Below are 18695 nucleotides of genomic sequence, written 5' to 3' on the forward strand. Positions count from 1 at the left end.
TCTCGAGGTAGCGGCAAGGAAACTCTGGCTTCAGGGTGGCTATACATATCTAATTGAGCTGGAGGATGCCCGCCTGCGCGCTCGTTCCAGGATAAAGGTCGAGCCCAGTGGTCCTCGCCTGCACACCGCAAGGATCTTCCTTGAGGATGTCGGCCTTCTCGAAGATGGCTGCATCACCGATAGGGGACTGAAGTATCTCGAGACCCAGTGAGAGACGGCGGGATGCAGATTGGCGCTCCGATGAAGATGCATTCAAGGAACTGACATTTGCGCTACGACGAGACATTTAATCAGGATGGATTTCACTCGGCCCTCCTGACCAGCTACAGCTTTGATCCAATAGTCTTCAGGAAAGTGATCCTTACAAGGATGAGGAGCAATGGCTGCCGTAACATCGCCGCCCTCGTCGATCAGTATATGCTGAACGTTTTACGCTCGATGTCTCGGTAAATGCTCGCCTTCGAGCGCGACAAGATTTCGCAAACCCGTCCGATCGGTAGCAGAACGTCGTGTGCAGTTGCTGACCTGTCCATCTGTTATTTCCATGTGATTGACTGAAGATGAAATGATGTCGACCTGGTTTCGCCGGAAGTGCAAATGTGCGAGAATGTCGACTTCATGCAACGAATGAAGGAGAGAAGTCTGTCGTCCCGCTGTCGTCCCGACGCTATGGAAATCAGCAATGAGTGAGAATAGACAGCAGAAATTTTCATATATTTCAGCTGTTTATAATGGTGCCCGGGGGCGGAATCGAACCACCGACACGAGGATTTTCAATCCACTGCTCTACCCCTGAGCTACCCGGGCACGGGAGAAGGAAAACCTTCGGGTGGAGGCGGTTTAGCCGAGGTCTGACCCGGTGTCCAGCGGGTATTGCAACTGTTTTTTCATCCGGAAGAACCACCTCTTTCAATGGCTGACAGGGCAGGCTACATCCTTTGGATGACTCTCATTGCGGACAGCCTCAACACCTTTTTTACGCATGACTACGACTGCGTCATCGACGTGCGCAGCCCGGCAGAATTTGCAGAAGATCGCGTACCAGGGGCTATCAATCTTCCCGTTCTCGACAACGAAGAACGGGCGCAGGTCGGAACGATCTACAAACAGGAAAGCCCGTTCAAAGCCCGCAAGATCGGCGCCGCTTTGGTGTTTCGAAATGCCGCCGCACATATCTCAGGGCCGTTGGCACATCATCATGGCGGTTGGCGTCCGCTGGTCTACTGTTGGCGGGGCGGGCAACGGTCTGGTGCTTTCACTTGGATGCTGCGGGAAATTGGATGGCGTGCAGAGGTGGTTCAGGGCGGATACAAGACCTATCGCCGCCTCGTGACGCGAGCGCTTTACGACAATGCGTTGCCGCATCGCCTTATTCAACTTGGGGGTTACACCGGGACGGCCAAAACGGCACTTCTGCCGCGATTGGCAGAGCGGGGTATACAGGCGCTGGATCTGGAAGGTCTGGCGCGACATCGCGGCTCGCTGCTGGGGGAAATGCCCGGAGGGCAGCCCGCACAGAAGGGTTTCGAATCCGATCTGATTCGGGCTTTGAATGCGCTCGACCCGGCGTCACCGGTGGTGGTCGAGGCGGAAAGCAGCAAGATCGGTCAGATCAACCTGCCGCCCGCTCTTTGGGACGCGATGAAGATTGCTCCGTGGATTGAGATCACCGCCCCGGTCGAGGCCCGCGCACGATATCTGGCCGAGGCCTACGTCGATATTCTTGCTGACGGGCCGCGCTTGTCCGAAATGCTTGCACCGTTGCGGTTCTACAGGGGGCATGAACTGGTCGATCGCTGGGACACTATGATAGCAGCGGGGGAGCGGCTGGCGCTTTGCCGGTCCCTGGCAGAGGACCACTATGATCCTGCTTATCGGACATCGATGCGCGCGCAGGCGACGCGTTTCATTCACCGCGAAGAGACAACCGCGCTGACGCCTCGGGCGTTGGATGCTCTGGCCGATCGGTTGGCCGTACATCTTCAGACGATCCGGATCTGACCTGTCTTGTCCGTGATGCGGCCAATGATGCACGCCTGATACCCCGCAGCGCGCAGGGCGGTCAGGTGCGTGTCCACATCCCCCGCCACCGCTGCCAACAAACCGCCAGCCGTCTGAGGGTCGATCAGCAGATCGTGTTGCGGCGTGTGGTCAAGATCGGGGACGGGGGCGCGGTTGTCGGGATACAGGCTTGAGCGGATGCCGCTGGCAGACAGGTCAAGCGCGCCCGCCATCAGAGGCACATGATTTACGGCGACTTCTGCGCCCACGGCTGAATTCAGGCAGATGTTGCGCAAATGGCCCAGCAAGCCAAAGCCGGTGACATCTGTCATGGCGTGGGAATCCGACAGGATCGCCGATGCCTGTGCCTGCGACTGCATCATCAGATTCAGTGCCGCGCGCACATCCGCGCCACGCGCGCGACCGGCCATTTCGGCCGCCATCACGACGCCCGAGCCCAGCGGTTTGGTCAGGATCAACGCATCGCCCGGGCGCGCACCCGTCAGACCTATGGGCGTGTGATCACATCTCCCAATGACGGTAAATCCGATTGTCAGCTCCGACCCTTGGGAACTGTGCCCGCCGACAATTTCCGCGCCAGCCTCTGCCATCACTTCGCGGGCGGCAGTCATGATTTCGCGCAATGTGCGCGTGGCCAGAGCAGGGGCCATGCGAGGAAGAATGAGATTGGTCAGAACCGCGTTGGGTTGCGCGCCCATGGCCCAGATGTCGCCCAAGGCATGCTGCGCGGCGATCCGTGTCATAGTCACGGGGTCGCGGACAAACTCACGCAGATGGTCGGTGCTGATCACAGTCCGTGCTCCGCCCATGGTGATGATCGCCGCGTCATCCCCGGGCAGCCCACCCGCTCCCAACGCTTGTAGCAAGGCATCTTGACCCAACTTGGCGCCGCAGCCGCCACACAGCACCTTGTCGCCAAGCGCCTCTGCCCCTGCGGCCCGAACGGCAGGCAGAGATTGTGTCGGCATTTGTGGCAGGTCTCTGAATTTCGACATGAATTTCTGGTCGATCCGATCCTTCCATCGCCAGACCCACGGGCCTGAGAAGGTCACTCCAAACCGGTTGCCCAGAGCCGATTTATCCCCCAACGAGAGAAGCTTCAGATAGTCGGCTTGTGGATGATATCTTTTCGTTTGACCGGTTTCCTGCAATGCGGCGCGCAGGTTGTGGGCCAGAACCGGAGCCTGCCGCACCGCATAGACGCCCGCCTTTGGGCGCGGGGCAAAGGCCATGTCTGCGCAATCGCCAACGGCAAAGACATGCTTGCCCGAGCTTTGCAACATTGGGTCCACAGTGACGAATCCGTCGCGATGAGACAGGCCGGTCTGAGATAGCCATGGGTGCGGGCGTGCACCGGCGGCACCACAGATGAACCCGGCCTCGATTGTCCGGTCGGCCAGCCTGACAACTTCGGCGGTGACCGCGATGACCTCTGCGGATTCGTGTATTTCAATGCCTGCCTCGATCAAGGCGCGTCGCATCCTCCGGGACGCGCGTGCAGGCAGGGCATCTAGTAAAGTGTCCCGTTCGATCAAATGCAACCGGGCAGGGCGGGCGGCCAGGGTCAAGGCATGGCTCATCGCTAAAATCAGTTCTGCCCCCGCAACGCCGCCCCCGATGACGGCGACAGAGGCCGGGCCAGTGGTGGACAGAAAGATCTGCCAAGCGTCGGCGAAAGCCTCCAGCGGTTTGGCAGGAACCGCATGTTCGGCAAATCCGGGCAGCTCAGTCATGGTGGTTGTTATGCCGATGTCGATGCTGGCGACATCGTATTCAATGGGCGGACGGTCAGGAACTCTGATTTCCCTGCGGTGCAGATCGATGCCGGTTGCGGCGCCGAGCACAAACCGGGCATTGGCGAAACGCGCCAACTGTACAAGATCGATTTCCAGAGCCTCACGCGTATAGTGCCCGGCAATATGGCCGGGCAGCATTCCAGAATAGGCGGCCGTCGGATTGGGGCTGATCAACGTCAGTCGCGCTCCGGGCAGAGGTTTCATGCCCCAGGATCGGAGTAGCAGCGCATGTGTATGACCTCCGCCGACCAGCACCAGATCGCGGGTCGCGGGATGGGGCGTTGACTGCATCTCGGCCTCCTTCGCTATGCCGTGCCGCATTCTGCGACAGCCCCCCGCATAACGCCGATGTCCCTTTCAGAAAAGTGTGATCTCTTGCATGACGGGCCTTGGGATCAGGGCCGGTTTTTCCGGTGGCAAAGAGATTGCCTCAGCCGAAACCAACAACTGGCGCACCCTCCCGTCTGTCGGCCAAAAGCGGATGCGTCGCGCGGCCGTGCCAGACACGCATTCTGCGACGCAGGGAATCCCCTCATCAGACAGGAACTGCCTGGCGAATGCGGCGTTTGACGCACCGATGTCGCGCAGGTTGCCTATCATGCTGGCTCCGCCAAAGACTTTTGCCCGCAGTCGGCCACGTTCGGCCCCTTTGCGCAGCAGCCCGTTGATCAGCAGCTCCATTGCATAGGCACCATATCGGACACTCGCCCCGCCGCCGCCCTCGCGGTTGGGCAAGAGAAAGTGGTTCAGGCCGCCAATCCGGCGCGTGGTATCAAACATGCAGACCGCAATGCATGACCCCAGAACGGTGGTCATCACCACCGTCGGATCCTCGGATATCTCGTATTCGCCCTGGATGACGTTGACGACTGTCTCAGTGGTTCTTGTCATCACTGCAACTCCCTCGCTGTGCGTGGGGCCTCGTCCTTGCCGGCAAGCAGCGCTTCCGCGATCCGGTCAAGCGGCAGGATCTTGTGAACAGAACCATTCTGGACGGCGGCGCGCGGCATTCCGTAAACAACGCAGCTTGCCTCGTTCTGGGCGATTGTGAAGGCCCCGCTATCATACAGGGCCTTCATTCCGTTGGCACCATCACGGCCCATTCCGGTCAAGAGCGCCGCAGATATTCGGGATGCAAAAGGAACCGCAGATGCAAAGAGCATGTCGACCGAAGGGATATGTCCAGAAACAGGCATATCCGCCAGACAGGCCGCGCGTGTTCCGGCGCGGCCATCGATGACCAGATGGGTCCGTGTGCCTGCGCCTATCAGAATCTGGCCCCGGCGGATCGGCACTGGTTCCGTTGCAAGGCGCACTTTGGGCAGGCACTGCCGGTTCAAAAGCCCAGCAAGGCTTTCGCCGAACCCGGTCCCGGTATGCTGCACGACCAGAGTGGGTGGGCAGTTTTCTGGAAATCGCGACAACACGGCAAGCAGGGCATCCACACCCCCAGTACTCGCGCCAATCAGGATCACACGATCGGCGGTTTTGTCTGGACTGCCGACTTGGTGCGCCCTGGCCGGAACGCTTGGTTCGGCAACTTGCCCACCTGTGGCCCCCCGTGTTGCAGGACCTGACGCAGATTTGACGTCGTTCCGAGGGTGGTCGGATGGGCGACGTTCGTGTGGCCGAATTGTCGGCCTGGCTTTTGGTCGATCGACGGTTGACTCAATTGCGGTCGTTTTCGGAGAGCGCGCGCGCATCAGGGGTGGGGCGCCTGGCGTTCGAAGGTGCTGGGCTGGAGAGACGTTTCGTGCGGTACGGGTCAGCGCGCAGAGTTGTCGAATATAGATCTCTTCTGGCGCATTGGCCGGGATCGAGAACAGGTCCGAATTTGGTTCATCATGCCCTACCGAGGCTTGAGACAACTGCGCTGCGTTGGGCATCGTCACGACCAGCCAGCGAATATCAAGCGTCGAAAACAGGGCACGCATGACTTCGAACTCGGGCAGATTGGCCAGGACGTCCGCAATCAAAATCGCCTTTGGCAAACGCTCCTCAACGACGTTGTAGGTGTTCATCAAGTCACCAGTTTGCGCGATCACCTCGAACTCAGGCAATTGATCGACCATTCGCGCGAGCTTGGCACGCAGCGCGGCATCTGGTGTAGCGACGACAACGGTCTTCCTGAGCATGACAAATCTCCTGCAGGGGCACGCTCAAACCCGGACCGGGGCAAACAAGCGGCACATCAGAACAACTCCGCATGGCCGACACTGACCGCGGAGTTGACGGTCCCGCTCAGCCTGGTTGCCATGTCGCGAAGAGGCACGTCAGACAAGGCCTGCACGACATCTACCATGCCCGCGTCGTCGGTCCCGATCGAGATCTGTTCAAGGTAATCTGCCAGTGCACCAATCGATTGCCGCAGCATGTCCAGTTCCTGCAACATTCCGATCGATTTGGTGTCAAACGCATGCGTTGCATGAACAATGACAGTATCGAGCCCGTGCTCCAATCGTTCCAGCCGGACGTAGAGCCCCTCAAGTTCGGCCGAAGCGCGCCGGGTCGCGACCTTCAGCGGCAGCGTGGTCTCAGACTGTGCTGTCATAGACGACCGACCACGCTTTCAATGCATTGTTTCATCGCCGCAGCGGTGAACGGTTTCTTGATCATATTGTTGAGACCCAACTGTTTAGCTTCGGCCACGATCTCTGGCGTTGGCCTGCCGGTGACCAGGATAAAGCCCATTTTCCTGAGCGCCTGATTGCCTCGGACTGCTTTCAACAATCCCAGGCCGTCCAGCCCGGGCATGTTGTAGTCGGACAGAATGAGATGCACCGGACTTGCCGATAGTCTGCCCAGTGCCGAACGCCCATCGTTTTCGGTGACGTAGTTCTTGATCCCGATATCGTCGAGCGCCTGAGTGATCAGGCCGCGGCTTGTTGCCATGTCATCGACGACCATGATCCTCAGAGAGTCCTTCAATCCCATTATGCTCTCCTATTGCAGCGTGGGCTGCGCGTTGGTGCGCGACTTGCAGTAACTGGTGATGCCGACGCCTGTGAGGTCTTCCAGTGCAGGGCCCGTGACGCGTTCGGAATGCCCGATGAACAGCAGACCGCCCGGCGACAGCTTGGCGCTCAAGCGTTGCCAAAGGCGACGTTGCGTGTCGGGCGCGAAATAAATTGCGACGTTCCGGCAAAAGATGGCGTCGAACGGCCCTGCGAAGGGCCAATCATTCATCAGGTTCAGTTCGTTGAAGGTGACCAGAGATTTCAAGCCGTCCGCCACGGCGTAGGTTTTTCCAGCCGCGTCATCGGCCGTCATCCATTTCTTTCGCAACGGGGCAGGGATACCGGAGACGTCTTCGGCAGAGTATATGCCGGCCCGGGCCTTTGCCACGATCTTGGGGTCTATATCCGTTGCAAGAATGCGCACATTTTTTGAGGGCGCATCCGGGATCGCCTCCAGTAGAGTCATTGCTATGGAAAAGGGTTCCTGGCCCGACGAACATCCGGCTGACCAGATGCGTAAGCGTCCGCCCGCACGGGCCTTTTCGGCAAGACCTTGCGACAAAACCGTTTGCACCATCTCAAAATGGTGATTTTCCCGAAAAAAGCTGGTGACATTTGTGGTCAAGGCCGAGATCAGTTCCAGCCTTTCCTCTTCTTCTTCAGTACGGTTGAGCAACGCGAGATAGTCGGAAAAACTACTGACCTGTCGTGACTTGAGGCGTCGGGCCAACCGCGAGTAGACCAGCGGCTTCTTGCTTTCCGCAAGGCTGAGGCCGAAACGGTCCCGCGCGAGATCGGCGATCGAACGAAAGTCGTTGTCGCTGAACGGAATGTCGCGCGTAAAGGTATTGGACGCCGAGGAGTTCATTCAGACAGCCCCTTTCCGCTGTCGACAACAGCGCCAAGGTTGACGACCCGAACCATGGAGTCGTCGACCGAGATCATCCCGAGAATACTATTTCGGGTTGCTTCGGACTTGATGTCTGGTGTTTCTTGGATGGCGCTCTTGTCAACGGAGAGGATCTCGGACACCGTCTCCACCAGCAGGCCGATAGTTGCGCCATCGACAGCCGCCACGATCACCACGTTGCGTTCATTCGCAGGTGTCGCCCCCAGACCAAACCGGGCAGAAAGGTCGAAAATCGGGATCACTGCGCCGCGCAAGTTCATCACGCCCAGCACATCCTGAGGTGTGTGGGGCAGGGCGGTTACCGGGGTCCATCGTCTGATTTCGCGGATTTGCGTAATCTCGAGGCAATAACTCTGGCCGCCCGCCGAGAAGGTGATGAATTCGAATTGCGTGTCCGCAAGTGCCTCGGCGGTTTCAGCCATGACGAAGCTCCATTCTGCTGTGCAGTGCAAAGGGATCGTGACCCGAGGCTTGGGCCAGTTTGATCAGTTCTTCGGGGTCCAGGATCAGGGCAATCTTGCCGTCGCCAAGGATGGTCGCTGCCGAGACACCGGGTATAGCGGCGTAGTTGCTTTCCAGGCTTTTGATCACAACTTGTCGCTGGTCGTGGATTGCGGTGACGCGAAGTGCGGTCAATCCTTGCATCTCTGTGCTGATCAGCAGCAGGATGCCGTTGCTGTTTTTGTCGTCGCGCCGTTCGAGGCCAAGACTGTCGGCCACATCGACAATCGGAACATAAGATCCGCGGACGCTGACGACTTCGCTGTCCGTGCCGACCAAGTGAATGTCGCGTGGGTTTGGTCGAATGGTCTCTAGAATGGAGGAAATCGGGATAACCATGGTCTGGTCAGCCACGGAGATCACGAACCCGTCCATAACCGCCAAGGTCAGTGGCAAGACGATTGCAAAGGTCGTGCCTTTGCCGGGAGTCGAAGTGATCGATACCCGCCCGCCCAAGGCATGTACCGCGTTTTTGACCACATCCATGCCAACGCCACGACCCGACAAGGCCGAGACTTGGCCTGCGGTGGAAAAACCGGGCAGAAACAGAAGGTTGTCGATTTCCGGATCAGAGAGATCCACGTCCGGAGGCACCAGCCCTTTTTCCATGGCTTTGGCGAGAATACGTTCGCGGTTCAACCCCGCGCCATCGTCCGATATCTCGATGAAGACGCTGCCGGACCGGTGTGCAGCGGACAGCCGGATTGTCCCAGTTTGATCCTTGCCTGCCTCGTTCCGTTCGGTTGGCAATTCCAGACCGTGGTCGACCGCATTGCGCACCATATGGGTCAACGGATCGGCCAGCCGCTCAATCACCGTCTTGTCCACTTCGGTGGAGTCACCGACGGTGACCATCTTGGCCTTCTTGCCGGTTGCGTCCGATGCCTCGCGCACGATCCGCGACATACGTTGGAAGAGCGGCTTGACTGGTTGCGCTCGGATCGCCATGACGCCTTCTTGGATGTCGCGCGCAAGCAACTTGTAGGCTTCCAGTTCATTTGTCAGATGGGCGACTGTGGGCAGGTCCAGTTCCTCGATCCGCTGCGAGATCATTGCCTGGTTAATGATCAATTCCCCAACCGTGTTGATCAGCCGGTCAACACGGTCCAGATCGACCCTCAGGGTGGGTTTTGGTCCGCGCGACTCCTTGGATGCAGGTGCAAGTGAGGGCATTCCCGTGCTGGCGTCCGGCCTGTTTCCGGTTTGCGTCTCTGACGGAGTCGCACTGACGGGAAAGTCAGTCGGGATCTGCGACAGTGCCGTCTCGTCCGGTTCGGCCAAAGTTGCCTCGTCCGGAGACGCAGTTGGTTCGGGCAGCTCGACCGCCTGCAGAGCCGCCGACTGCTCGATCGTGATCTCCAGAGTGCAAAGCCCCTCTACAAATTCGAAAACCTCATGCAGCGTTGTTTCCGGTTCGCTGGTTGTCAGCGTCAACTGCCAGGACAAAATCGCATCTGCCGGATCGAAAGCGTCGAATTCCGGCAGCCGGCTGAGATCCGCCTCAACCGATAGGCTGCCCAATTCGGCCAGTGCGTCGAAGATCAGCAACGGTTCATGCCCGTTTTCATACAGCGCGCGCGTCGGGGCAAAGCGAATGTGGAAAACGCGCGTGCTGGCCACGGGATCTTCGACACCCAGATCAATCTGCGGACCGCCAAAATCCAACGTGACCGCGTCAAAGCAGAAATCCTCTACAGCGGTATCGCCGTCCAGATAGCTTTCCAACTCGGTTATAAGCCCGAACTCGGTCTCGTCATCCAGATTTGTTTCATCGCGTGCCGAGGCGACCAGATCTGCCAAGTGGTCCCCGGCGCGATGGAACACGCCCATCAGTTTTTCGTCGACGGCCAGCGCGCGGTCCCGCACCTTGTCCATGACAGTTTCAAAGCTGTGCGCAAATGCCACCAGCCGGTCGAGGGCGAAGGCCCCTGCGCCGCCCTTGATCGAATGCACGGACCGGAAGACCGCATTCACGACCTCCATATCGTCGGAGGCGTTCTCCATCTGGGCCAGCCCTTCGACCAGCGCTTCTAGCAATTCTTCGCATTCTTCGAAGAAGGTATCTCTGATCGAATTTACCGACATCTCAGCTCACATGCCCCGTCAGGCGGCGCAGGACCGACACCAAAGAACCGTCGTCGAAGGGCTTTACAATCCACCCAGTTGCACCGGCCGTGCGCGCCCGCGTTTTAAGGTCATCCGAGCTTTCCGTGGTCAGAACGAGGATTGGCACATTGGTGCGGTTGGGACCGCTGCGCAGCGTGTCGATTACCCCGAAGCCGTCCAGCTTGGGCATGTTGATGTCGGTAATGACCACGTCCGGGTCGACGTCAGGGAAAATGTCCACGCCTTCTTGACCGTCGCAGGCGGAATGAAATTCGAACCCGGCACCTTCAAGGGAGACACGCAACAGATTACGGATCGTGCGCGAATCGTCGATTGCCAGAACTTTTGTCGTCATTGCAGCGGTTCCTTGTCGAAATGTTCAGAAGAGAGACCCAGCCTTTCAAGTCCCTCACGAAATCCTGGCGCCATGTCGGTAACATCGAAATCGATGCCGTCTTCGGTCCATTGCCTTTGCGCCACGAGCAATAATTGCAGCCTGTGGGAATCCAGCCGTGCCACATCGCGTGCCGAGACGGTGACCGGCATGCGCCGGGCGTTCAAAAGGAAGGCAACCAGCGGATCTTCACCCGAGCGGGCCCGTGCGGGACCCAGAGCGTGGAAACTGATGTCTGACATCGCGGTACTGCATCCTCCGTGGCATTGAGCGCGTCTTGGCTTGACACATCTGATGAACCGAAGAGATAGGGATGCGATCTTAACAAAGGGTTCCGACGGACACGTCCGTCGGGCATCAGTCCGCCGGATCGGGGCGTTTCTGGCGAGTATTTTTGGGGTCGTTGTCAAAAGTGGTTGAAACAACAAGAGAAAAAGTGCCGCGATAACCGGGCGACACTGCTGTTTAACTCACTCTTGCTGAACGTCGAAAATTCGAAACATCGGTGGTTCGGGTGACGCTCTGCTCTGGAGCAGATGCGACGAGGCTGAGGGACCCAATGCCATAGCGGGTGGGGGTGGAGTGGCACAGTTTCGGATGCAATCACATGGCGACACCCGTCGGGCCCCAAACGCATGGCGGGGCCGGTCCATCAGGACCAGCCCCGCCATCAGGCGACGCGTAAGACGCGGCGCAACGTCAAATACAGCCTGTTTCAGGCCGCCTCTGCACTTTCCGGGCCAAACCGGCCGTAAAAGCTTTGCGATTTGTCGGCCATTTCTCGCATCAGCGGCGGGCAAGTAAACCGTGCGCCATAGGCTTCGGTTAGTTGGTCGCAGCGCTCCGCCGCATACGGCGCGCCAATCATGTCCAGCCACGACAGCGGTCCACCGGACCACGGCGCAAAGCCCCAGCCGAGGATCGCGCCGACATCGCCTTCGCGGATGTCCATCAGAACGCCCTCTTCCAATGCCCGAACTGCCTCCAGAGACTGCACGAACAACAGCCGATGCTGCACCTCGGTCACTGTGGGTTGGTCTTCAGCCTGCGGGTACTTGTCCTGCACCAGCTGGCTCAGGCCCTGACGCTTGCCCTTTTCGTCGTAGTCGTAGAAACCAGCCTTGGTCTTGCGGCCCAACCGGCCTTCACCTTCCATCCAGAAGATGACCTCATCAACCTCACCATCGGGGTAGGTGTCGCCCATCGCGGCCTTCGTCGCGCGGGCGATCTTGGCCCCCAGATCGATCGAGGTTTCATCGACCAGTTGCAGCGGTCCCAGCGGCATGCCGATCATCTTGGCGGCATTCTCAATCAGGGCGGGAGAGACACCCTCCTTCACCATGCGAATGCCTTCGTTGATGTAGGGAATGATGCAACGGTTGGCGTAGAAGAACCGGGCGTCGTTGACCACGATGGGCGTCTTGCGGATCTGGCGCACGAAATCCAGCGCCTTGGCCACTGCGCGGTCCCCGGTTTCCTTACCCTTGATGATCTCGACCAGCATCATCTTCTCGACCGGCGAGAAGAAGTGGATGCCGATATACTGCTCGGCGTTCTTGGACGCCTTCGCCAGTTCCGAAATCGGCAAGGTCGACGTGTTGGTGGCAAAGATGCAGTCGTCGCCTGTTACCGCGTCGACGGCCTTGGTCACCTCAGCCTTGATCTTTGGGTCCTCAAACACTGCCTCGACGATCAGGTCACAGCCCTTGAGGTCGTCGTAAGATGTGGTCGCGGTGATCCGCGCCAGCATCGCGTCGGCCTTGTCCTGCGTGATCTTTTTACGGCTCACGCCTTTGGCGGCGTAATCGGCGCTATAGGCCTTTCCTTTGTCGGCGGCGGCCTGATCGCGGTCCAGCAATACTACCTCGATGCCCGCCTGAGCCGACACCAGCGCGATGCCTGCGCCCATCATGCCTGCGCCCAGAACGCCAACTTTAGTGACTTTCTGATCGGCCACGTCGGCGGGACGCACGGCACCTTTGTCCAACGCTTCCTTGTTGATGAACAGCGACCGGATCATGTTTGCCGAAGAGGGGTTCATCAACACGTTGGTGAACCAGCGCGCCTCGATTTTCAACGCGGTGTCAAAGGGCACCATCGCGCCTTCATAGACCGCTGACAGCAGCGCCTTGGCCGCCGGATAGACGCCCTTGGTCTTGCCGTTGACCATGGCGCTTGCACCGACAAAAGTCATGAAACCGGCAGGATGATAGGGCGCGCCGCCGGGCATCTTATAGCCCTTGGCGTCCCAAGGTTTGAGGATGTCTGCGTCCTTGGCATTCAGCACCCATTCCTTGGCAGCGGCCAGCGGATCTTCGACAACCTCGTCGATCACTCCGGCGGCCTTGGCCTTTTTCGGGTCGTTCAGCTTGCCCTCCAGCAGCAGCGGAGAGGCTGCCATGGCGCCCATCTTGCGCACAAGGCGCGTGGTGCCACCTGCACCCGGAAAGATGCCGACCATGATTTCGGGCAGGCCGATCTTGGCCTTGGGGTTGTCGGCGGCAAAGATGCGGTGCGTTGACAGTGGAATTTCCAGACCGATGCCAAGCGCTGTGCCAGGCAGGGCGGTAGCAATCGGCTTGCCGCCTTTATTGGTCTTGGGATCCATGCCTGCACGCTCGATCTTGCGCATGATGCGGTGGGCGTTCATGATCCCGTCAAAGAGGCCCTTGGCCGGGTCGTCGCCTGCCATTTCCTTCATCTTTGCGATGACCTTCAGGTCCATGCCCCCCGCAAAGCTGTCCTTGCCAGAGGTGATAACGATCCCCTTGATCGCATCGTCGGCCAGTGCCTGATCGATCAACCCGTCAAGGACATCCCAGGCCTCCAGCGTCATCACATTCATCGACTTGCCGGGCACGTCCCATGTGATCACCGCGACGCCATCTGCGTCCGTTTCCATCGTGAAATCAGTCATTCTCACTCTCCAGTATTTTTCGGGTGGCGCCCGGTCCACGCGTGGCGGTCTCGGACGTTGAGGTTTGCCGACATCTGTCATCCCTCTCCAGTGGGATGCAGAAATGCGGTCGATGTAAAAGGATCGGTGATCCGCTGGCCTTTGCGCATCAGGTTCATGCGGTATGAGGTCAGTCCTGTCCCGTCTGCGCAGTTTTCGAAACGCAGCGGTTCACGGGCGACACGAACAAGCGCCATTGCCTCGTATGTCCCTAGGTAGGGATCAAAGCTCTGTGGGGCGTCGGGGACGATGGCCAAGGTGGCGGTATCGCATCCGGTCACCTTACTGAACGGCGGCATTGATCGGGCGCGCCGTTTTTCGATGTCGCCGGTGACGAACTGTTCGGGTAAGCCGTCTTGGCACCGTTCGAATTCGGTAGCGGTACAGGTCTGGCTCACGGTTCAGTCACCTCCGCGCCATTCCGGCGCAAAAAGCGCATCTTGCCATCCTCGATCTCGACCCGCAGGTCGACATCCGAATACCAACCCGTCTCGCGGTCGGTGCGCGCGCCCACGACCACAAAAGCACCCTCGGCCATGGACCGATTGACGATATGGTGCCCGTTCTGGTCGCCGGCGGGAAAACCGCAGCAGTCGCCGGGCGTTAGCAATGTCTCTCCGGTATCGTCGACCAGTGTAAGAACACCCTCAGTCACGACTAGAAACTCATCCTGACGTTCGTGCCAGTGGCGCAGCGAAGACATTGCGCCGGGCGCAAGCCGGACCAGGTTTGCGCCGAACTGGGTCAGCCCGGCGGCATCGCCCAACCGTTGCTGACTACGTCCTTTCATGGCCATATCGTGCGGGGCAGGGTAGCTGGATCCCGTGCGGACAGGCACCGTGTTCAAATCGATCTTTGGCATCAGATCCTCCGTCCAGACCGCAAGCGTTCAAGGGTTCTCGTCCCGATCACTGTGTAGTCACTGTTGTTCATGTTGCAGCGCAGGAGGCTGACCCGCCATAAGGCCGCATCCTTGGTCAGATCCATTTCACAGATGAATGGTTCCAGCAGATAGGTCGCGCCCCGCATCACATAGGTCTTGTGGCGTCCGCTGATCTGCGTTGCAGCAGGATCCAGATACCGCGCATCGACGCAGATGCGGTGGTATTCAGTTGTGCCAAGGTTCAACAGGTTGTCCCGCTGTTCCGACAACATGAAAACCACATCCTCCAATCGCTCGATCTGCAAAGATCCGTCCGCCATATGGATCGTCAGCGGGACAGAGATCAAATCCTGAAGCCGGGACATGTCGCCGGAAAAAAACATGCTGGCCATCGCGTCGAGGCTGGCCTGATAAATGTCTGTCGGGCTGGTTGCAGTCATTCGATGCCTCGCGATTCCTCGACGGGCAGCGCCGATACCCTGAAATGAGTGGAAACAGCGAACTGTCCAACTCGGGTATTGAGAATGCCGGCTGCGCCGGACAATCGCGCGCGTCCAGTGACGCCCAGCAGGCTGGACGCCACAGTTCGCGCGATATCTGGCGGCATCGTCATCGGCTTACACGCGCTCGATGATGGTCGCGGCACCCATGCCGGACGCAATACACAGCGTGGCAAGCCCGGTGCCTTTGCCGGACCGCTCCAATTCGTCCAGCATGGTGCCGAGGATGATCGCCCCGGTCGCGCCCAGCGGGTGACCCATGGCGATGGAACCGCCGTTCACATTTACCTTGCTGTCATCCACGTCAAAGGCTTGCATGAAGCGTAACACAACCGAGGCAAAAGCCTCATTGACCTCGAACAGGTCGATGTCGCTGATCGACATGCCGCTGTCCTTGAGGATCTTCTGTGTCGCGGGGACCGGACCAGTCAGCATGATGGTCGGATCGGTGCCGATTTTGCAGGTCGCCCGGATGCGCGCACGCGGCTTCAGCCCGTATTTCTCACCGAACTCCTTGTTGCCGATCAACATAGCCGCAGAGCCATCGACGATGCCGGAGCTGTTGCCTGCATGGTGAATGTGGTTGATCCGCTCAAGATGCGGGTACTTCATCAGCGCGATGGCATCGAACCCCGGCATGACCTCACCCATGTCCTTGAACGACGGCTTGAGCGCGCCCAGCGTCTGCATGTCGGTGCCGGGACGCATGTACTCATCGTGATCAAGGATGGGCAAGCCGTTCACATCGCGTACTGTGACGATGGATTTTTCGAAACGCTTGTCCGCCCAGGCGGCGGCGGCCCGCTTCTGGCTCTCAACCGCCAGTCCGTCCGCGTCATCGCGGGAAAACCCGTATTCGGTGGCGATGATATCGGCCGAGATGCCCTGCGGGACAAAATAGCTGTCCATTGCGATCGACGGATCTACGGCAATGGCAGCGCCATCGCTGCCCATGGCCACGCGGCCCATCATCTCGACCCCGCCAGCGATATAGGCCTGACCCGCACCGCCCTTGACCTGGTTGGCGGCAAGGTTCACCGCCTCCAGACCCGAGGCGCAGAAGCGGTTGATGGCAAGGCCGGGAATGCTCTCGTCAAGATCAGAGGCCAGCACGGCGGAGCGCGCAAGACAGCCGCCCTGTTCGCCCACTTGGGTGACATTGCCCCAGATCACATCCTCGACCGCGTGGCCGTCAAGGCCATTGCGCTCTTTCACGGCATTCAGAACCTGCGCCGACAGACGCAACGAGGTGACTTCGTGCAGCGCGCCCTCCTTGCGGCCCTTGCCGCGCGGCGTGCGAACGGCGTCATAGATATATGCTTCGGTCATGTGAGATCCTTTTTCTTCAAGTCCGGTCCGCTGGGGAGCCGGGCATCAGGTCATAGGGGCTTTTCCATCGGGGCAGTGCCTCGAGGTTCGCCAGCCAACGGTCGATCGCAGGCCAATCGCTGCGCGCAAAACCGAAAGGTTCGGGATAAAAGAGATAGCCGCAACAGGTCAGATCGGCGTTTGTGGGCGCGTCCCCCACGATCCAGTCACGGTTTGCCAAATGCGCGTCGAGAATGCCGTAGGCGCTCTTGAGCCGGCCCTGCAGGAAGCCGATCACCTCAGCGGGTTGTTTCTCCCTGGGCAGGAAGTTCATCAGGAACCGGGTCATGCCGGCCACCGAGGAAAGTTTGTGATTGTCCCAGAGTATCCAGCGCAGCACGTCGCGCTCTTCCTCTTTGGACCGGCCACCGTAATGGCCGTAGGTCTCTGACAGATACTGCTGAATGACGCCGGACTGGCTGAGCCGGATGTCACCATCTTCGAGGACCGGGCATTCGCCCATCTCGTTGACGTCTTGGCGGTAGGGGTCGGAACGGGTCTCTCCGTTGAAGAAATCAACCTTGACTGGCTGCCAGTCGTGGCCTGCCAATTCCAGCGCCAATGCCGCCTTGTAAGAATGTCCTGACTCACCGAAGCAGTAGAGTTTCATTGTCATCGCGCAGCGCCTCCCGTCGCGCTTGTTGTTCCCGACAGAGCGGGGGTTTCACACCCCCGCACCCCCGTGGGCGTATTTGTCCAGAGAAGAAATAGCTGGCGCCTTCCCTGATAACGGCGCGTTAAGGTTAACGCGCCATGGTTGTTCTTGCGGTACAGGCTGGGGAGCCGATGACCGCCAGAGGAGAAGCCCCGTGCCTAGCCAAAGGCGCGGGCAAGGCGGGAAGGTTGACTGCAGCCCTGTGTATTGGGCCCGATACGCGACCTTCCTGTTTCTTCTCTGTGGCAAATACCCCAATCCCCCTCACCTCGCGGCACCGTACTAGAGGGCCCGCGCAATCAGCTCCTTCATAATCTCGTTTGTTCCGCCATAGATGCGTTGAACCCGGGCATCCGTCCACATCTCGGCCACCGCGTATTCCTGCATAAAGCCATAGCCGCCATGCAGTTGCACGCACTCGTCCAGAACTTCTCCCTGCGTGTCTGTCAGCCAGTATTTTGCCATGGCGGCCTTTTCGACGCTCAATTTGCCCTCCAGATGTTCGGCCATGCAGGCATCAAGGAAGGCACGGGCGACGGTCGTCTTGGTCTGGCATTCGGCCAGCTTGAAACGTGTGTTCTGGAACTGGGTCAGCGGGCCGCCAAAGGCCTCGCGTTCCTTGCAGTATTGAACTGTGCGTTCGACCGCGCCTTCCATCGCCCCAACGGCGCCACAGGCAATGATCAGCCGTTCCTGCGGGAGTTGCTGCATCATTTGGTAGAACCCCTGACCTTCGGCCCCGCCCAGCAAATTTTCCGGCGGGATCTCGACATTGTCGAAAAACAGCTCGGACGTATCGGCGGCGTGGCATCCGATCTTGTCGAGGTTGCGACCACGACTGAACCCTATGGCGCTATCGGTTTCGACCACCATCAGGGACATGCCTTTGGAACCTTCCTTGGGGTCGGTCTTGGCGGCCACGACAATCAGGTTTGCGTGTTGGCCATTGGTGATAAAGGTCTTTTGCCCACTCAGGCGGTAGGCGTTGCCCTCTTTTACGGCCTTGGTTTTCAGCCGCTGAACGTCCGATCCACCGGACGGTTCGGTCATTGCCAGCGCGCCGATCAGTTCACCGGTCACCATCTTGGGCAACCAGCGCGCCTTTTGCTCTTCGGTACCGTAGGACAGGATGTAATGCGCAACGATACCGGAATGGATGCCGTGGCCCCAGCTGGCGAGGTTCGCGCGCGAGGCTTCGATCAGGATCACGGCCTCGTGGCCGAAGTCGCCCCCGACGCCGCCGTATTCCTCGGGGATCGACGGGCACAGCAGGCCCAGTTCGCCCGCCTGCGCCCAGGTTTCGCGATCCATCTGGCCCTGCTTGCGCCATTTGTCATAGAGCGGCTGCCATTCGGTTTCGATGAACTTTGCCGTCATCTCGGCCAGCATGGCATGCTCGTCGGTCATCCAGTTCTGCGGCATCGGTCCTCCGTTATCTTTTGCGCTCGTCCAGTTCGGCGTTGAACAGCCGTAGACGGTGGGCCAGCGCGTCGGTGTCTGTCACGCTGTCGAAATGCTCGAACAGGAAAGACAGCGCCTCTCCTTCGTCGAGGCCTGCCTCATGGGAAAATTTTCGCAACTTGCGATAGCCGTCCTCGGTCATGGCGACCGGGAACCGGCGGGTCAGGCGGAATCGTTTCGGCATGG

The 18695-nt window shown here is 59.3% G+C and carries 19 protein-coding genes and 1 tRNA gene; 1 reads left to right on the forward strand and 19 read right to left on the reverse strand.

Features of this window, described 5'->3' with window-relative positions:
• Positions 1-732 precede the first annotated feature (732 nt).
• A tRNA-Phe gene (locus tag ANTHELSMS3_RS13140) sits at positions 733-807 on the reverse strand.
• Positions 808-942: 135 nt separating this feature from the next.
• On the opposite strand from ANTHELSMS3_RS13140, the gene mnmH reads away from it, so the two are divergent.
• Entirely contained in the window at positions 943-2001 is a 1059-nt protein-coding gene (gene mnmH / locus ANTHELSMS3_RS13145) for a tRNA 2-selenouridine(34) synthase MnmH (RefSeq protein WP_094037110.1), read from the forward strand.
• Here the strand turns inward: mnmH and selD are convergent.
• From selD to ANTHELSMS3_RS13235, 18 genes are all read right to left on the reverse strand, one after another.
• Positions 1983-4109: a selenide, water dikinase SelD gene (selD, locus tag ANTHELSMS3_RS13150; protein ID WP_094037111.1), complete on the reverse strand. Its 2127-nt coding sequence runs from the start codon at positions 4107-4109 to the stop codon at positions 1983-1985. The two genes, mnmH and selD, sit on opposite strands and share 19 nt — an antisense overlap.
• A 66-nt stretch (positions 4110-4175) precedes the next feature.
• Entirely contained in the window at positions 4176-4709 is a 534-nt protein-coding gene (locus tag ANTHELSMS3_RS13155) for a chemotaxis protein CheD (RefSeq protein ID WP_094035262.1), read from the reverse strand.
• Positions 4709-5953 (reverse strand): CheB methylesterase domain-containing protein, encoded by a 1245-nt coding sequence (locus tag ANTHELSMS3_RS13160; protein WP_254694734.1) that lies wholly within the window; start codon positions 5951-5953, stop codon positions 4709-4711. Before ANTHELSMS3_RS13160 ends, ANTHELSMS3_RS13155 begins: the two co-directional genes overlap by 1 nt.
• A 56-nt stretch (positions 5954-6009) precedes the next feature.
• Complete coding sequence (locus ANTHELSMS3_RS13165; RefSeq protein ID WP_094035263.1) at positions 6010-6369, reverse strand: hypothetical protein; 360 nt, start codon at positions 6367-6369, stop codon at positions 6010-6012.
• The gene (locus tag ANTHELSMS3_RS13170; RefSeq protein ID WP_094035264.1) at positions 6366-6752 is read right to left on the reverse strand and encodes a response regulator; all 387 of its coding nucleotides are present in this window, start codon (positions 6750-6752) and stop codon (positions 6366-6368) included. Before ANTHELSMS3_RS13170 ends, ANTHELSMS3_RS13165 begins: the two co-directional genes overlap by 4 nt.
• Before the next feature lie 9 nt (positions 6753-6761).
• A complete protein-coding gene (locus tag ANTHELSMS3_RS13175) occupies positions 6762-7643 on the reverse strand; it encodes a CheR family methyltransferase (protein WP_094035265.1) in 882 nt (293 codons plus the stop codon).
• Positions 7640-8107 (reverse strand): chemotaxis protein CheW, encoded by a 468-nt coding sequence (locus tag ANTHELSMS3_RS13180; protein ID WP_094035266.1) that lies wholly within the window; start codon positions 8105-8107, stop codon positions 7640-7642. The genes ANTHELSMS3_RS13175 and ANTHELSMS3_RS13180 overlap by 4 nt, the downstream gene beginning before the upstream one ends.
• Complete coding sequence (locus ANTHELSMS3_RS13185; RefSeq protein WP_094035267.1) at positions 8100-10271, reverse strand: chemotaxis protein CheA; 2172 nt, start codon at positions 10269-10271, stop codon at positions 8100-8102. Before ANTHELSMS3_RS13185 ends, ANTHELSMS3_RS13180 begins: the two co-directional genes overlap by 8 nt.
• A 1-nt stretch (position 10272) precedes the next feature.
• Positions 10273-10647 carry a response regulator gene (locus ANTHELSMS3_RS13190; RefSeq protein WP_094035268.1) on the reverse strand — a complete coding sequence of 125 codons (375 nt, stop codon included), beginning with the start codon at positions 10645-10647 and terminating at the stop codon, positions 10273-10275.
• Positions 10644-10928 carry an STAS domain-containing protein gene (locus ANTHELSMS3_RS13195; protein ID WP_094035269.1) on the reverse strand — a complete coding sequence of 95 codons (285 nt, stop codon included), beginning with the start codon at positions 10926-10928 and terminating at the stop codon, positions 10644-10646. The genes ANTHELSMS3_RS13190 and ANTHELSMS3_RS13195 overlap by 4 nt, the downstream gene beginning before the upstream one ends.
• Positions 10929-11401: 473 nt before the next feature.
• Positions 11402-13603, reverse strand: a complete 2202-nt coding sequence (locus ANTHELSMS3_RS13200; protein WP_094035270.1) for a 3-hydroxyacyl-CoA dehydrogenase NAD-binding domain-containing protein — start codon at positions 13601-13603, stop codon at positions 11402-11404.
• A 77-nt stretch (positions 13604-13680) separates the two neighbouring features.
• Positions 13681-14040 carry a hypothetical protein gene (locus ANTHELSMS3_RS13205; protein ID WP_094035271.1) on the reverse strand — a complete coding sequence of 120 codons (360 nt, stop codon included), beginning with the start codon at positions 14038-14040 and terminating at the stop codon, positions 13681-13683.
• On the reverse strand, positions 14037-14504 hold the full coding sequence (locus ANTHELSMS3_RS13210) for a cupin domain-containing protein (RefSeq protein WP_094035272.1): 468 nt from the start codon (positions 14502-14504) through the stop codon (positions 14037-14039). Before ANTHELSMS3_RS13210 ends, ANTHELSMS3_RS13205 begins: the two co-directional genes overlap by 4 nt.
• Entirely contained in the window at positions 14504-14965 is a 462-nt protein-coding gene (locus ANTHELSMS3_RS13215) for a hypothetical protein (RefSeq protein WP_094035273.1), read from the reverse strand. The genes ANTHELSMS3_RS13210 and ANTHELSMS3_RS13215 overlap by 1 nt, the downstream gene beginning before the upstream one ends.
• Before the next feature lie 177 nt (positions 14966-15142).
• Positions 15143-16354: an acetyl-CoA C-acetyltransferase gene (locus tag ANTHELSMS3_RS13220; RefSeq protein ID WP_094035274.1), complete on the reverse strand. Its 1212-nt coding sequence runs from the start codon at positions 16352-16354 to the stop codon at positions 15143-15145.
• A 16-nt stretch (positions 16355-16370) separates the two neighbouring features.
• The gene (locus tag ANTHELSMS3_RS13225; protein ID WP_094035275.1) at positions 16371-17009 is read right to left on the reverse strand and encodes a glutathione S-transferase family protein; all 639 of its coding nucleotides are present in this window, start codon (positions 17007-17009) and stop codon (positions 16371-16373) included.
• A 321-nt stretch (positions 17010-17330) separates the two neighbouring features.
• Entirely contained in the window at positions 17331-18470 is a 1140-nt protein-coding gene (locus ANTHELSMS3_RS13230; RefSeq protein ID WP_094035276.1) for an acyl-CoA dehydrogenase family protein, read from the reverse strand.
• 10 nt (positions 18471-18480) lie between these two features.
• Positions 18481-18693, reverse strand: a complete 213-nt coding sequence (locus tag ANTHELSMS3_RS13235) for a hypothetical protein (RefSeq protein ID WP_094037113.1) — start codon at positions 18691-18693, stop codon at positions 18481-18483.
• Positions 18694-18695 lie beyond the last annotated feature (2 nt).

Source organism: Antarctobacter heliothermus (assembly GCF_002237555.1).
GTDB lineage: Bacteria > Pseudomonadota > Alphaproteobacteria > Rhodobacterales > Rhodobacteraceae > Antarctobacter > Antarctobacter heliothermus_B.

Bases quoted from the DNA above. Each gene is read 5' to 3' on its own strand.
- ANTHELSMS3_RS13170 (WP_094035264.1), bottom strand. From the start codon at position 6,752: ATGGGATTGAAGGACTCTCTGAGGATCATGGTCGTCGATGACATGGCA.
- ANTHELSMS3_RS13175 (WP_094035265.1), bottom strand. From the start codon at position 7,643: ATGAACTCCTCGGCGTCCAATACCTTTACGCGCGACATTCCGTTCAGC.
- selD (WP_094037111.1), bottom strand. From the start codon at position 4,109: ATGCAGTCAACGCCCCATCCCGCGACCCGCGATCTGGTGCTGGTCGGC.
- ANTHELSMS3_RS13155 (WP_094035262.1), bottom strand. From the start codon at position 4,709: ATGACAAGAACCACTGAGACAGTCGTCAACGTCATCCAGGGCGAATAC.
- ANTHELSMS3_RS13185 (WP_094035267.1), bottom strand. From the start codon at position 10,271: ATGTCGGTAAATTCGATCAGAGATACCTTCTTCGAAGAATGCGAAGAA.
- ANTHELSMS3_RS13200 (WP_094035270.1), bottom strand. From the start codon at position 13,603: ATGACTGATTTCACGATGGAAACGGACGCAGATGGCGTCGCGGTGATC.
- ANTHELSMS3_RS13235 (WP_094037113.1), bottom strand. From the start codon at position 18,693: ATGCCGAAACGATTCCGCCTGACCCGCCGGTTCCCGGTCGCCATGACC.
- ANTHELSMS3_RS13220 (WP_094035274.1), bottom strand. From the start codon at position 16,354: ATGACCGAAGCATATATCTATGACGCCGTTCGCACGCCGCGCGGCAAG.
- ANTHELSMS3_RS13190 (WP_094035268.1), bottom strand. From the start codon at position 10,647: ATGACGACAAAAGTTCTGGCAATCGACGATTCGCGCACGATCCGTAAT.
- ANTHELSMS3_RS13180 (WP_094035266.1), bottom strand. From the start codon at position 8,107: ATGGCTGAAACCGCCGAGGCACTTGCGGACACGCAATTCGAATTCATC.
- ANTHELSMS3_RS13195 (WP_094035269.1), bottom strand. From the start codon at position 10,928: ATGTCAGACATCAGTTTCCACGCTCTGGGTCCCGCACGGGCCCGCTCG.
- mnmH (WP_094037110.1), top strand. From the start codon at position 943: ATGACTCTCATTGCGGACAGCCTCAACACCTTTTTTACGCATGACTAC.
- ANTHELSMS3_RS13215 (WP_094035273.1), bottom strand. From the start codon at position 14,965: ATGACTGCAACCAGCCCGACAGACATTTATCAGGCCAGCCTCGACGCG.
- ANTHELSMS3_RS13230 (WP_094035276.1), bottom strand. From the start codon at position 18,470: ATGCCGCAGAACTGGATGACCGACGAGCATGCCATGCTGGCCGAGATG.
- ANTHELSMS3_RS13165 (WP_094035263.1), bottom strand. From the start codon at position 6,369: ATGACAGCACAGTCTGAGACCACGCTGCCGCTGAAGGTCGCGACCCGG.
- ANTHELSMS3_RS13210 (WP_094035272.1), bottom strand. From the start codon at position 14,504: ATGCCAAAGATCGATTTGAACACGGTGCCTGTCCGCACGGGATCCAGC.
- ANTHELSMS3_RS13225 (WP_094035275.1), bottom strand. From the start codon at position 17,009: ATGACAATGAAACTCTACTGCTTCGGTGAGTCAGGACATTCTTACAAG.
- ANTHELSMS3_RS13160 (WP_254694734.1), bottom strand. From the start codon at position 5,953: ATGCTCAGGAAGACCGTTGTCGTCGCTACACCAGATGCCGCGCTGCGT.